This window comes from Sphingobacterium sp. ML3W (genome assembly GCF_000747525.1).
In the GTDB taxonomy this organism is placed as follows: Bacteria; Bacteroidota; Bacteroidia; order Sphingobacteriales; family Sphingobacteriaceae; genus Sphingobacterium.
On record NZ_CP009278.1, the window covers coordinates 326,593 to 341,531 of the forward strand.

Consider the following 14,939-nt stretch of genomic DNA (forward strand, 5'->3'; position numbering starts at 1 on the left):
ATGTTTATCTTTTAAATACTGTTTTTCCTTCTTTGATTGTTTCTAAGACCTGAATGGATCTAAGCTCTTTCGGGTCGATGGTCAATGGATCTTTATTCAAAATAACCAAGTCCGCGAGTTTACCTTCTTTTAAAGAGCCTTTTATATCTTCTTCATGGTACTGATAAGCAGCGTTGATCGTGATTGCTTTTAATGCATCGATTACTTTTATACGCTGTTCGGGACCTAAAACCATCCCAGAACGCGTTATTCTATTCACCGCAGCGTACACACCAGTCATCAAATCGGGAGGTGTAACAGGGGCATCGTGGTGAATGGTGAACGTAATCCCAGCATCTTTAGCTGCGTTTACGGGACTAATAAATGCGGCCCTTTCGGGACCAAAAACACTGCTATAATGCCAGTCTCCCCATAGGTATACATGTGCTGAAAAATAAGAAGGGATGACCCCTATATCTTTAATTTTTGAAATATGATCAGGTCTACTATTTTGTACATGAATAAGCGTGGCACGAAGCTCTGGTTTATAAATTCCTTCTTGCCTCAATTTTCCGATTACACGTAATGCTTGATCAATAGCTGCATCACCATTTACGTGCAGTTGAGCGGTTATATTTTTCGAGAAGATTGTTTTTAAATCATCGTAGAGTACCTCATCCGTAAAGATGGGAAATCCTTTATAGTCTTTGCTTTGTCCTTCAGGAGGGATCAAGTAGGGCTGTGTTAACCAAGCTGTTTTACCTTGAGGAGAGCCATCATCAGAGAATTTGAAACCTCCAAATTTGAGGTTATTTTCATATTTCATGTAATGAGGTAAAAAAGATTCCCATTCTTTTTTGTTAGCTTCAAAATCAGGGAAATAAACGATATCAGCTTTTATCAATTTTTTTGCAGCAGCCTCACGAAGCAACGTAAGTCCCACACCCATGGTTCTACCGTCGCAAATCGTTGTTTGTCCATAACTGAACCATTCGTCTTGCGCAGCTAAAAAATCTTTGAGTGACTGCGATAGACCAGCAGTTTCAGGTGGTTTTGGTAGCAGTGCTGTTAGTTTCATGAGTGCCATAAAACTGGCATTTTCCTCTAGCTTTCCGTTCAATCGTTTGGTTTTAGGATCTCGCCTATAATGTCCACCTTCTGGATCTTTTACGTCTTCTGGGATTTGCAATAATTTGAGCATGGCACTATTGACCACACTAGCATGTCCAGAGGCATGTATGACGATAATGGGATGGGTAGTGCTCACGGCATCCAGTTCTTCACGAGTAGGATGTCGATGTTCTTCCATAATGGCATCATCATAGCCATTTCCCATGACAGGTGTAGTAGGATCCAATTGATACTTGTTGATGTATTCTTTTAACGTTGTCTGTAGCTCAGGAATATTATTGACTGTACCGTATGGGCTTGGCGAAAGATCCACTGCTTGCGACATACCTGCTCTGGAAGTGATATGTCCATGTGCGTCAATAAAACCCGGCATGAGGGTCTTATTCTCTAAATTGATCTGATTTGTATTGTTGCCGATAAAACGCTTTGCATTTTGTTTGGAACCTGAAAATAGAATTTTTCCATCTTTTATCGCAATCGCTTCTACCTGCGGGTTATCATCTTCCATCGTTAAAATAGGACCACCATAATAGAGGGTATCGGCATCATTTTTAGCGTTTTTGCAACTTGTTATTACTAGGAACAACAAGATGATTTTTAGGTTATGTAATTTTAACATAGGAGATCTTTTTTCTGTAAAAAACTCGTAATTAAGCGGTTATTTTGCTGGATTAGCTTCTCTATATAAACTTCATTTTGCTTGTAATGTTTTGAATAATATTACTGAAGTACAATAAGAATACATCGTAGTGAACGGATTGTTTATTCAAAATATGAACTGCTCTAAGTCAGTTTATATTTATGTCAAGTTTCATATTTACAGAAAGTTACAATTTTTGTTATTTAGGTTGGTTAGGCGGTTAATCTACGTATAGAATTGGTGAACTTTCCATGTTTACCGATTATTTGTTGGAATCGATTTAATTAAAATCACAGGAATATGTGCTGCTCTACGAATATGGGGTAACCAGAGAACAGTATGAATTGATCCATATGGATAGAGCGCTTACCATAGACAGATAAACGCTCTTTTTAAGGGTTTTTTATTTCCAACCTCCACCGAGGTCTCGGTAGGTATTGGCTACCGTATTCAATTGATCTCTTTTTGTCTTGATGAGTTCTAATCTTGCTTCAAGCGCATCTCTTTGTGTCATCAATACTTCGAAATAATCGACCCGAGCAGACTTAAATAGGTCATTAGCGATATCATTTGATTTTGTTAGTGCCTCCACTTGCTGTGATTTGAGATCATAACTTCTCTGTAGATTGCTGATTTTGGAGAGGTGGTTTGATACCTCGGCATAGGCACTTAATATCGTCTGCTGGTAATTGTACATCGCTTGTAGCTGTATGGCACTGGCCTTGCTAAATTCAGCTTTAATACCATTTTTATTGATCAAGGGCATCGCAAGTTCTCCCGCTAGTGAGTACAGCATAGACTCGGGCATCTTCACAAAATAGGAGGGTTTGAAAGCTTCTAATCCTAAAGTTGCAGAGATGTTAAAAGATGGATAGAACTCTGCCCGCGCAATTTTAACATCTAATTTTGCAGCAGCTAGATCCAGTTCTGCTTTTCTGATATCTGCTCTGTTTGCCAATAACTGCGAAGGAATACCACTATGGACTGCAGGCGATAGCATGGTTAAAAAGCTGTTTTTATCTCTGGGAATCTGCTGTGCATATCTTCCCAGCAGGAGGTTCATCTTATTTTCAGATTCTTGTATATCCTGCTTGATTTCATACGCCAAGCTCTGTGAATTGAGCATTTCCGCCTTGAATTTCTGGACCGCTAGCTCTGTCGAGCGTGCAGCCTCTTTTTGTGCTTGAATAACCTCTAACGCATTCTGCTGTAGTTTAATCGTTTGTTGCACTACATCCAGTTGATTGTCCAATGCTAGTAATTCATAGTAGCTATTTGCGACCTCGGCAACTAAATTGGTCAGGACAAAGTTCTTGCCTTCCATGGTTGAGAGATAACGGGCTATTGCCGCTTTTTTTTGATCGTGCAGTTTTCCCCAGATATCGATTTCCCAGTTTCCCGTGAGGGCAGCTTCGTAATTTAGGAGTGGATCAGGGAATTTCTTTCCGGGTGCGATGTCCGTACTTGCATCTCCCGCACCCTGACTGGTATAACGACCTACTTTTTCGACCCCAGAACCAATTCGAGCCTCTACTGAGGGGAATAATTGACCTTGCTTGAAACGAACCTCGCTTTTCGCAATCTCTATTTCTTGGAAGGTGATCATAAGCTCTTGATTATTTTTTAAGGCGGTATCGATCAAACTGCTGAGGTAATGGTCCGAAAAGAAATCACGCCACGGCGTGACGATCATGTTTGAACTGTCTTGTGATGCTGCACCTGTGGTGTCATTAAAAGCAATTGGCACCATTTTATTCTCTTTTACAATAGGAATAGCAGGTACTTTACAGCTCACGACCGAAAAGCATAGGAAGCTTATTCCAATCCATTTTTTTAACTTGATATTATACATGGTGATCGATTTCTTCTGATAATGGGTTTTCGTCTTCATAGCTCGTTAACTTGCTTTTCGAGGCGATTTTTCCGAAAATATAATATAGTCCAGGTATGATGATTAATCCAAATACGGTTCCGATCAACATACCGCCAGCTGCGGCACTTCCTATGGTTTTGTTTCCTATAGCTCCAGGGCCTGTAGCAAATACCAATGGAATCAGACCAGCAATAAATGCAAAGGAAGTCATTAAGATAGGTCGAAACCGAACTCCTGCACCTTCTATGGCCGCCGCAAGGACAGAACTGCCGGCATTGTGCTTCTGTACAGCAAACTCGATAATCAATACGGCATTTTTACCTAGAAGACCGATGAGCATGACCATGGCTACCTGTGCATAAATATTATTCTCAAGCCCCAATACTTTCAGTAATAAGAAGGCTCCAAAAATACCCGCAGGTAATGAAAGCACAACGGCTAATGGTAAAACAAAGCTCTCATATTGCGCAGCTAGGATCATGTAAACGAAGGTCAGACAGATCAAGAAGATATAGATGGCTTCGTTACCGCGGGACACTTCATCTTTCGAAATTCCGGCCCACTCAATACCATAGCCTCTAGGCAGCGAAGCTTTGGCAACCTCTGTAACGGCTTTAATCGCTTCGCCACTACTATAACCTGCTGCAGAAGCACCACTTATTTCGGAAGAGTTGTACATATTGTGTCTGGTGATTTCAGATAGACCGTATACCTTTTCTAGCGTCATAAAAGAGGCATAGGGTACCATTTCGTCCCGATCATTCTTCACATAGAGTTTGAGGATATCGTCTGGCAATGCACGATACTCCGGCAATGCCTGTACCATGACCTTGTACTGTCGATCGTACTTAATGAAACTTGTTTCATAATTACTACCTACTAATGTGGAGAGCGTGCTCATGGCATTGTCAATCGTCACGCCTTTCTGTTCGGCTTTTTCGTTGTCTATATGCAACATATATTGGGGAAAACTTGCGCTATAAAAAGTAAAGACAGACGCCAGTTCAGGACGTTTGCTGAGTTCCTTGACCAGGTCTTTACTCACCGTTTCCATTTTTTTAAAATCTCCCGAACCCGCTTTATCCAAAAGGCGTAATTCGAACCCACCTGCTGCACCATAGCCCGGTACTGCTGGTGGACCAAAAAACTCAATCGTAGCACCGGTGATGTCTTTTGATTTTTCTTCTAGTTCGTGCATCACATCTTGAACGGAGTTTTTACGTTCTTCCCAACTTTTTAAATTGATCAGACAGGTTCCAGAGTTGGCTCCAGTACCTTCTGTTAGAATTTCATAGCCCGCTAATGAAGAGACAGATTTTACGCCATCAATATGCATGGCTATGCTTTGCAGCTTTTCTGCAATTTGATTGGTGCGTTCCAGCGTGGACCCTGGGGGTGTTTGAATAATGGCATAGAACATCCCCTGATCTTCATTGGGAATAAATCCAGAAGGTAGGCTGTTGTTTAAAAAGAAAATCGCAGAACAGAATGCCGCTAATAGCACGAATGTGATGAGTCTTTTATTGACGATCTTACGCAACAAATCTTGATAGCGATTGGCACCTTTTGTAAAAAGATTATTGAATCTCGTTAGAAATTTATTTAAGAGTGTTTGTTTCTTTGGTTGTCCATGTTCATTTTTCAGGATCATGGCACACAATGCTGGGGTCAGGGTCAATGCGACTACGCCGGATAATATAATGGCGGTAGCCATGGTGATGGAAAACTGTTTGTAAAATATACCGACTGGTACTGACATGAAGGCTACAGGGATAAATACAGCAGCCATAACGAGTGTGATTGCGACAATAGCACCGCTAATCTCATGCATCGCTTCTTCTGTTGCTTTTAATGGCGAAAGGTTTTTTTCTTCCATCTTGGCATGTACAGCCTCGATGACGACAATGGCATCATCCAAGACCACTCCGATAGCCATGACTAAAGCAAATAGGGTAATGAGATTGAGGGTAATCCCAAAGATGGACATGAAGGCAAATGTCCCAATCAAGGATACTGGTACTGCCATAGCGGGTATGAGTGTCGATCTCCAATCGCCTAAGAAAAGAAATACGACAATACCAACTAGGATGAAGGCCTCGAGTAAGGTGTGAACGACCTTTTCAATAGAGGCATCCAAAAACTTGGAAACATCATAACTGATCTCGTAGTCCATACCTTTTGGAAAACTGGTCTCTTTGATTTCAGCCAATTTGCTTTTGATGTTTTTGATGACATCACTTGCATTACTTCCATACGATTGTTTAATGACGATGGCGGCAGATGGTTTGCCATTCAACGTGGAGTAGATATCGTACATGGAGCTTCCGAACTCCACTTCGGCGACATCTTTTACATGCAGCATTTCGCCATTTGCTGTTGACTTCAGGATGATGTTCTCATAACCTTCTTTTGTATTAAAGCGACCAGGATACTTGAGTACATATTCAAATGTCTGCGATTTCTTGCCCGAGCTTTCACCTGTTTTACCAGGAGAGGCTTCTAAACTCTGTTCATCGAGTGCTTTTAATACTTCGTCTGCAGAAATCTTATAGGCTAGCATCCGATCGGGTTTTAGCCAGATACGCATGGCATATTCTCTATTCCCTAGGATATCGGCATCACCAACTCCATCGATACGTTTCAGTTCGGATAAGATATTGATGTCGCCATAATTGAATAGGAAGTTTTGATCGGCTTTTGGATCTTTACTGAATAAGTTGACGTAAACGAGCATATTTGATTCTTCCCTTGTGATCTTTACACCTTCGCGAACGACTAGGGGCGGTAATTTATTGATGACGGAAGAAACCCGATTTTGCACGTTGACGGCAGCGAGATTGGGATCGGTTCCTAAGTTGAAGATAACTTGAATGGAAGCCTCACCATCATTACCTGCATCGGAGGTAATGTATTTCATGCCAGGTACTCCATTGATTGCGCGCTCAAGGGGAATCAGTACCGATTTTACCATCAGTTCGCCATTGGCTCCGGGGTACTCCGCCGTAATGTTTACTTTGGGAGGAGAGATGGAGGGAAACTGGGTGATAGGGAGTTTGAGCATCGATAATACACCAAGAAATACAATAATCAAGGAGATCACGATGGACAGCACGGGTCTATGGATAAATTTATTAAACATCGTTGATTTTTTTGTGGTGAATTATTGTGCGTGTATCTGTAAATGTGACATCACCTCTTGTGGCGCTATAAATTGGAATTTTATCTTATCGTCATCTTTGACCTTTTGAACTCCATCTATCAGTATTTTATCTGTCTGGGATAGTCCTGAAGAGATGGCATATAAGTCTGGGAGGTCATTACTGATGGTGATATTCCGAGATTTGACCATTCCATTTTTATCAATGACAAAGACATAGGTTTTGTCCTGAATTTCGTAAGTGGCTTTTTGTGGGATTATCAATGCGTTTCTAAGTGGAACTTGCATCTGTACACGTCCAGTTTCGCCATTTCTAAGTAGTTTGTCTGGATTGGGAAAACGTGCTCTAAAGGCGATGTTTCCTGTTTCATTGTTAAATTCGCTCTCTATGGTCTCCACTTTTCCTTTGTATGGTAGCAATTGATTATTGGCAAGAAGTAAATTCACGTCACTATTGGCTCTATTTTGCGTATTGGTCTGATAATCGAGGTATTCAGGTTCTGAAACGTTAAAATAGGCATAAACTTGACTGTTGTCGGATAAAGTGGTGAGGAGCTGACCTTCGTCGACGAGGCTTCCTAGCTTTAAGGGAATACGATTGATGGTACCGGAGAAAGGAGCTCTAATTTCGGTCGCAGTAACGTGTAGTTTAGCTAAGGACATTTCTGCTTTGGCCTGATCAACTTTAGCCTCTGCTAGTGCCAATTCATTTTTAGACACAATGTTTTTGTCGGACAGCGCTCTTGTGTTTTCGAGTTCTATTTCTTCTGCTTTTACTTGTGCTTGTGTTTTTAAGTATTCAGCTTCGTAAAATTTGGGCATTATTTTAAATAAGAGTTGTCCTGCTTTCACGGTCTGACCTTCGTCTACGTAGATCTGTTGTAAGTACCCTTTCTCTAGACCCCTGATCTCGATGTTACGGATAGACTGTATCTGTGCTACATAATTCTTGGAGAGGGTGGTGTCCATCGATAGCGGGCTGGTTACCTGATATTGGACGTTTTCAACCTTCTCTTCTTTTTTAGGGGAGCAGCTTGTTTGGACCAGTAAGACATACAAACCCATGAGCATGCCTGTGCTAATTCTTTTCATGAATGAAATTTTATTGATGTGTTGATAATAAATAGGATAATATTCCTGTAGGAGAGGACACTTCAGTTGAGCTGATGTCAAAAATTAAGACATACCGTTATAGCGAAATATAACGCCATGGCGCATTTTTCAGGTCTTTAAATACTGAAGGTTGTGGCATTTCACAGGCGAAGAACGCGCTGTAGGATATATTTGTTGGTAGAGGTGAAAGGTTGTTTTCTAAAAATAGATAGGCGACTATCTAAATTTTTGAGGATAAAAATGAGGGCTAAGGCATAGCTAATGAAGGCGATATCTTTGAAGATAATAGTGGAATATGATTCAAAAATAAGTTCGTCCTCAACGTCATCTTCAGTCAGGTTATAGCTCCGTTCAGTTAACGCTTTACTGAGTAAGGAATTGACATGAATGGAGTTTATTTTTGAAACGACTGTGTTTCCTGTGGTAGCGCTGCTCGTATGAATTGCTTTTTGCAAGGAACTGGTCGAAACAAGCCCATCTCCCTGTAAAAGGAATAAATTGAAAATTAGAACCAGTAAATATAGCGCTCTCATATTTGCCGTAAAAGTAGTGTCGAGAATGATATGTTAGCTGATATTAACATTTTTTAACAGTCAGCTTTTTGTCAAAAAAAATAGATTGTTTTTATCTTAAATAGGTTGCTTGCCCATTGGATGTTTCAGTTGTATGCATGTGTTATCTGGCATGAATGGAGGAGATGCTCATTATCAGCCTTTTCTATAGGGAGGAAATCTTGACGGCAGTATGGATATTGATAGCTGTGACGCAAGCATAGTGGGTCAATTTATATTGTATATAATAAAAATTTAGCTTAGTTTGACGGCAATGAAAATCGGGAAATATCTAATCGTAATTCTTGCTAGTGTAACTATTCTTATTGTCATGGGTAATGTTTATTTAACGAGGCCTCTTTTTGGAGGGAATATCGCTGGGGAGCGTTTGGAGCGCATCAAGAAATCACCTAATTTTAGGAATACGCAGTTTCAAAATCTGGAGCACACGCCATCACTAAAAGAGGGGGAGAGCTTCGTGGGGGCGATGTATGCTTTTATGTTTAAAGATCGTGCTATCAGAAGTCCTAAGAGACCGCTTCCTGTCGTACAACAAGATCTTAAGAACCTACCTTCTGATGATCTGATGATTTGGTTCGGTCATTCTTCTTATTTGTTGCAGATAGACGGAAAGATAATCGTAGTCGATCCTGTCTTTTCTGATAATGCCTCGCCTGTACCTGGCAGCAATAAACCATTTCCTTTGTCCTATACTTATCAGGCTAGTGATTTTCCTGCTATTGATATGTTGTTGATCAGCCATGATCATTACGATCATTTGGATTATAAAACGATATTACAATTGCGTGCACAGATCAAACATGTTGTTTGTGGCCTTGGTGTCGGTGCCCATTTTGAAAGATGGGGGTTTGCAGCAAATCAGATCACGGAATTGGACTGGTTTGATGAGGCAAGAACGGAAGATGATTTTACTGTAATTGCAACACCTGCACGTCACTTCTCGGGAAGAAAATTTAAGCGTAATACCACCCTTTGGACATCTTTTGTGTTAAAAACAGCAACCTATAATCTGTTTTTAGGTGGGGATAGTGGATATGGTAAACATTTTAAAACGATAGGCGATAAATACGGTCCATTTGATTTGGCTATTTTGGAGAATGGTCAGTATAACGAAACTTGGCGTTATATCCACTCCATGCCTGATGAACTCCTAAAGGAGGTTGTTGATCTGCAGGCTAAACATTTTCTGCCGGTGCATTCGGGTAAGTTTGCTTTAGCACTACACGATTGGAAGGAGCCTTTATCTCTTGTAAGCCGGTATGCTGCGGAAGCTAATATCCCAGTTTTGACTCCAAAAATGGGTGAAATCGTTTATTTAAAGCAATTGGATAAACCGTATGAGAAATGGTGGGAAGGTCTTCAATAAGGCTGTTACTTATTCTTTTCCGCAATCCACAAGGATAGGTATTTAGTACTTTGTAGGGTGTGGTGTAACAAGAGTTGCCCCATGAAATTCTGTTGTCGATGTGCTTGAAGTTGTGCTTTGATGAAACGGATACTCATTAAAAAATCGTCTTCAAACTTGGTACGTGCGTAACGCTGATTTAGGATCGCTATGCCGTTACTTTGCGCTTCTTGCCAGCGTGTTTTATTGTTATAGAGTTCGATTGCTTTTTCAATAAATAGCTGCGGTTCATTAGCAATAAAACCGTTCCAAGGTAAGTCGCCACACATGGCTTCGGCGCCAATGCTGGTTGTAACGGATGGTGTGCCGGTTTGCATGGCGTCTATAAACTTGCCTTTTACACCTGCTCCGAATTGGATAGGTGCCAAAAGGATGCGATGGTCAGCCATTGTGGTCTGGGCATTTTCCGTCCTTCCATGTATAAAGAAACGTTCTTTCGGATTATTGAGCTGCAGTACCTTTTGACTTGGGTAAGCTCCATAGATGTTTAATTTGGCTTGAGGAAGTTGTTTCCTAAGCAGGGGCCAGATCTCTTTTTTTAAATATTGTACCGTATTCCAATTGGGTTCGTGAATAAAATTGCCAATAAACATAAAATCTGCGCGCTCCTCGTAGGTTTTCCATGAATCGATGCAGGCATGGTCAATTTCTTCTTCTAAAAATGGTAGATAATAGAGGATAGCGGGGCTGATGGCAAATTGATTGGTCAACAATTGCATCTCAAGTTCGGAGATAATGATGGAGATATCCGATCGTAAGATTGCGGCTATTTCCCTTTTTGCGATATCGGAGTAAAGCAGTGTCTGATCAAACTGTTCCCCAGTTTTAGCATTGGACTGTCGGGCATGTCTTAGGAAGTGTAAATCCTCGGTATCGAGTATACGTACAGCATCTGGACATTCTTGAGCCACCCGCCAACTGTATTGTTCTTCGGTCATAAAGCGATCGAAAACAACGATTTGAGGATGAAGGTCGCGGACGAACTCATTGAATTGATCATCGTTAAGTTTGATTTCCACTTCTTTTATACCCATTGCTTTTAAATCGGCACTGTATGGCGATTTGGATGCAGCACTTGCGAATGTGATGGTGTTGTTATTTTTTTGAAAACTTTTCAGCAATTGGACCATGCGAAATCCCGCAGCTGAAGAACTCGGCTCCGGCCATACTAAACCGATAAAAAGTATTTCTTGTTTTTCCATCGATGGAAATTTACACAAAAACCCCAATAATATCTTCATTATATTTTCAATCGACTGGCTACTAGATTGTAATATTTACGTTTTGAAAAATAATAAAAGACAAAGAATACATGAATGAATAAGCAGGTCATTACTTTAAAATTAATGATGAATCATAATTCCATACTGGGTTAGCAGCGTAATTCCAAATTGTTTCTGTGGGAATAGGCATTGATAACAAAGGATAATTGCTTAACGTCCAAGAGGGGGGATGTCGCTAGATGTCAAAAGATATTAGGGTATAAAGCAGTAATTTATTTTGATTTAAAACAAGGATTACAATTTCTTTATTTAATGTGGGTAAATACTTTTTATATTTATAGTAGATAACGGCCATCATCCCTATGAAGAAATCATTGTTAAGCGGTATACAAAAATTCTCCCCTAAAACATATTGGAAAGAACTGTTAGCTGTTTTTATCGTGTTGTTGGCATTTGTTTTTTTTAGGAGCGAACGTAAGGAGATAGCTTCAATAGGCCCGCAGTTGGCCACGGCGGACTTCAATTGGCTACTCGTCGGACTTGCCGTAACCCTCCTGTATATCCTATTGCAGGGGGTGATGTACATCTTTAGTTTTCGAACGATTGGATTGAAGTTGAATTTATGGGATGCGATTGAATTGTTTTTGAAAAGAAACCTACTGAGTGTCTTTCTTCCTGCAGGGGGAGTGAGCTCATTGGCGTATACAACTTCGCAGTTAAGAAAGAAACAGCTCAATTCAACCAAGATCCATCAGGCGGGAGCGATATATGGTTATGTAGGGCTTTTGACCGTTTTTATTATTGGGGTGCCCATCATTCTGTATACGGTCTTTGATCATAAAAATTTTGATAATGCTTGGATATCACTGCTTGTTTTGGGCTTATTGCTCGGTTTATCTTTTGTTTTCTTTTGGTCGATTAGGGTAAAAAATGGGCTGTACCGTTGGCTGGAACTCAAATTTCCTAGTTTAATAGCCAATATACACGACATATTTTCTGCTCATATTCATAAAGGCTATTTATGGACCACGATCCTCATTTCAACCGGTATAGAGCTCTGTGGTATCGCGCATGCTTTTATTAGTATGCATGCGCTCCAGACGCATGTATCGTTTGAGGCTGCTGCAGTTGCCTATACCATTACCGTGGTATTGATGATGGTATCACCCTTTTTGAGAGGACTAGGGGCCGTAGAGTTTACGATGTTGTACATATTGACTTCTTATGGCTATACGCAAGAGGAAGGCCTAGGTATTACCATCATCTATCGTTCATTTGAATTTTGGCTGCCTTTGCTATTTGGAATCATCTCCTTCATTTGGAGGGGACGACAGATTATCGCACGTATTTTACCTGCAATTGCTATTTTCTTTTTAGGGATCATCAACCTCATCTCTGTGGCTACCCCTCCTTTGATGGAGCGTATGCAGCTTGAGAAATATTATCTACCGATTGAAGCTATGCATGCTTCGAAGTTGATGGTTCTGGTCTTAGGGCTTGGACTAATGGTGAGTGCAGCATACCTGATTAAAGGATATCGGTCTGCTTTCTGGATTGCGCTTACCTTTTCTTTTTTATCCTTGTTGGGTCATATTGGAAAAGCACTGGATTATGAAGAAGCCTTGGTATCCTTATTCATCATCATTTTATTGATCACCAACCAAAAGCAATATCGTATAAAAATCAATAAAAATTGGATGCGAATCGGTTTCGCTACTTTTTTTATTGCCTTGGCTGGAGTTTGCTTGTTTGGTTTTGTTTGTTTTTATGTCATTGATAAAAAGCACTTTGGTGTTGATTTTACATGGGAGCAATCCCTATACTACACCATGCAAAGCTTTTTATTGTTTAATGATGAGCTAAGGCCGCATACAGCGTTTGGTCAAGAGTTTTTGAATATCACCCATTTTTTGGGCCTTTTCTCATGGATACTATTACTTTACACGTTTTTATGTCCGCGGATCATTCATGAAGAGGATAAGGAACAAAATGTGTTGGATAGGGCAAAACGCTTGCTAAAACTATATGGTGGTTCACCGATGGATTATTTTAAAATTGCCGCAGATAAGCAGTTGTATTTTTCTAGGGTAACAGACGGCTTTGTAGCTTATCGCATCGGTCAAGCTTTTGCAATTGTTTTAGATGGGCCTGTATGTGCTATTGAGGATAAAGAAGAAGTAATTGTCGAATTTGAGGGTTATTGCTCTTCTCTGGGGCTTAAGTCGGTGTATTATCGTGTAGACGAAGATAGCCTATCCTATTTTAATGCGCTTCGAAAACGTAAAATTATTATTGGACAGGAGGCATTGATGGATGTTTCTTTATTTTCCTTAGAGGGAAAAAATCGAAAATCGCTTCGAAACGCTTTGAATAGTTTAGAAAAAAAGGGGTATACCACTCGGATTGTACAGGCTCCTCATGCTGCTGTGTTCATAACGGAATTGAAAGAGGTGTCTGATGAATGGTTGCGTGTATTTGATAAAAAGGAAATGGTTTTTTCGCAAGGACAATTTGATCCTGTAGCAATTTCTGAACAAGATGTAATCGTGGTACAGGATGAACATCAAAAAGTCGTATCATTTCTAAATATTATTCCTGATTTTACAGAGGGTGAGTGCACCTATGATCTGATTCGGAAAATAGAAAATGCTCCAGGGGGATGTATGGATGCTTTGGTTGTGAAATTGGCGGAATATGCACGAAATAAGGGTAGGAAATATATCAATTTGGGTATGGTACCCATGAGTGGTATTGAATCTCCGGAGAGCCCTGCCGAACAAATTATGAAGTTTGCCGCAGATAAAGTTGGTTCTTTCAGACATTATCAGAGTCTGAGAGATTTCAAAGAGAAGTATGCGACTATTTGGGAAAATAAGTATTTAATTTTTGGCAATGATTTTGACTTATTACAATTGCCGCAAGCTTTGTCTAAGGTAATGAAGCCAGATAATGAATAAGATACTCATGAAAGGAAACCGGTTAGGGCTATTTATACTCTTGTTTTTTATCAAAATAACAGTAATGGGACAGCAGAACGATAATATACTTAAGATTTGGAATAATAATGGACATAGCCCTGTTGTCCTTTATCTGAGTGGAGATGGTGGATTCAATAGTTTTTCAACGCGTTATTGTGAACTTTTGGGAAGGGAAGGATATACGGTTGGTGCGGTGAATTCAAAAAGCTTTTTTTGGGATAAAAAATCACCCGATCAGATTGCGAAGGAATTGAGTGGTAGCCTTGATAAATTGTTGGTAGGTAGAAAGAATCAAATGGTTTATTTTGTGGGCTACTCCTTTGGGGCAGATGTCATTCCTTTTCTTGTTAATAAATTGACGGGAGAATGGAAACAAAGGCTGCAGGCTGTTGCTCTCTTAGAACCCTCGACTTCTACTGATCTGGAAATCCATGTGTCAGACTTATTTGGGCGTAGTAGTGTTAAGAGAAGTATGGATGTTATAGCAGAGATCAATAAGATGGTTGGTGTGAGAACTGCCATTTTACTGGGTGAAGATGAAATCAGCTTTCCTATGAAACACATTCGTTTGCCAAATTTAGAAGCAATTTATTTGAAAGGGAACCATCATTTTGATGGCAATGCCGCGGATGTAGTGAAAGCTACGGTAAAGCATTTTTCATTCAAGTAATTTGCCTAATAATGGGTGCTTGCTATTTTCGGTGTTATTGAGCGCGTTTTACTCGGTATAATAATAGGTTTTTCTATTGTGTTATTGATTTCGTTCCTTCGATTAAAGGATAATGAGGCTATCATATCAAATTCTTTTATGTATTTATTTGAATCTTGTGTTTATGATAAGATCTGTTCCATTCAGTCTGTTCGCTGT

General features: G+C 40.1%; 9 protein-coding genes. 3 read left to right on the forward strand and 6 right to left on the reverse strand.

Annotated features, from left to right (window positions below; genetic code table 11):
* Positions 1-4: 4 nt before the first annotated feature.
* The 5 genes from KO02_RS01495 to KO02_RS01515 all read right to left on the reverse strand — a co-directional run bounded on the left by KO02_RS01495 (position 5) and on the right by KO02_RS01515 (position 8,426).
* Positions 5-1,729 (reverse strand): amidohydrolase, encoded by a 1,725-nt coding sequence (locus KO02_RS01495; protein ID WP_038695226.1) that lies wholly within the window; start codon positions 1,727-1,729, stop codon positions 5-7.
* 424 nt (positions 1,730-2,153) lie between these two features.
* A complete protein-coding gene (locus KO02_RS01500; protein WP_235212321.1) occupies positions 2,154-3,641 on the reverse strand; it encodes a TolC family protein in 1,488 nt (495 codons plus the stop codon).
* Positions 3,595-6,762 carry an efflux RND transporter permease subunit gene (locus KO02_RS01505; RefSeq protein WP_038695230.1) on the reverse strand — a complete coding sequence of 1,056 codons (3,168 nt, stop codon included), beginning with the start codon at positions 6,760-6,762 and terminating at the stop codon, positions 3,595-3,597. Before KO02_RS01505 ends, KO02_RS01500 begins: the two co-directional genes overlap by 47 nt.
* A 21-nt stretch (positions 6,763-6,783) precedes the next feature.
* Positions 6,784-7,872, reverse strand: a complete 1,089-nt coding sequence (locus tag KO02_RS01510) for an efflux RND transporter periplasmic adaptor subunit (RefSeq protein ID WP_038695232.1) — start codon at positions 7,870-7,872, stop codon at positions 6,784-6,786.
* 161 nt (positions 7,873-8,033) lie between these two features.
* Positions 8,034-8,426, reverse strand: coding sequence for a hypothetical protein (locus KO02_RS01515; protein WP_038695235.1), 393 nt, complete (start codon positions 8,424-8,426; stop codon positions 8,034-8,036).
* Between the two features lie 292 nt (positions 8,427-8,718).
* Here KO02_RS01515 and KO02_RS01520 point away from each other — a divergent pair, with 292 nt between their 5' ends.
* Positions 8,719-9,831, forward strand: a complete 1,113-nt coding sequence (locus KO02_RS01520) for an MBL fold metallo-hydrolase (protein ID WP_038695237.1) — start codon at positions 8,719-8,721, stop codon at positions 9,829-9,831.
* A gap of 5 nt (positions 9,832-9,836) precedes the next feature.
* Here the strand turns inward: KO02_RS01520 and KO02_RS01525 are convergent, their stop codons facing one another.
* Positions 9,837-11,072, reverse strand: coding sequence for a glycosyltransferase (locus tag KO02_RS01525; RefSeq protein WP_081918283.1), 1,236 nt, complete (start codon positions 11,070-11,072; stop codon positions 9,837-9,839).
* A gap of 383 nt (positions 11,073-11,455) precedes the next feature.
* Here KO02_RS01525 and KO02_RS01530 point away from each other — a divergent pair, with 383 nt between their 5' ends.
* Entirely contained in the window at positions 11,456-14,050 is a 2,595-nt protein-coding gene (locus KO02_RS01530) for a phosphatidylglycerol lysyltransferase domain-containing protein (RefSeq protein ID WP_038695241.1), read from the forward strand.
* Positions 14,043-14,741, forward strand: a complete 699-nt coding sequence (locus KO02_RS01535) for an AcvB/VirJ family lysyl-phosphatidylglycerol hydrolase (protein WP_051959724.1) — start codon at positions 14,043-14,045, stop codon at positions 14,739-14,741. Before KO02_RS01530 ends, KO02_RS01535 begins: the two co-directional genes overlap by 8 nt.
* Positions 14,742-14,939: the final 198 nt, after the last annotated feature.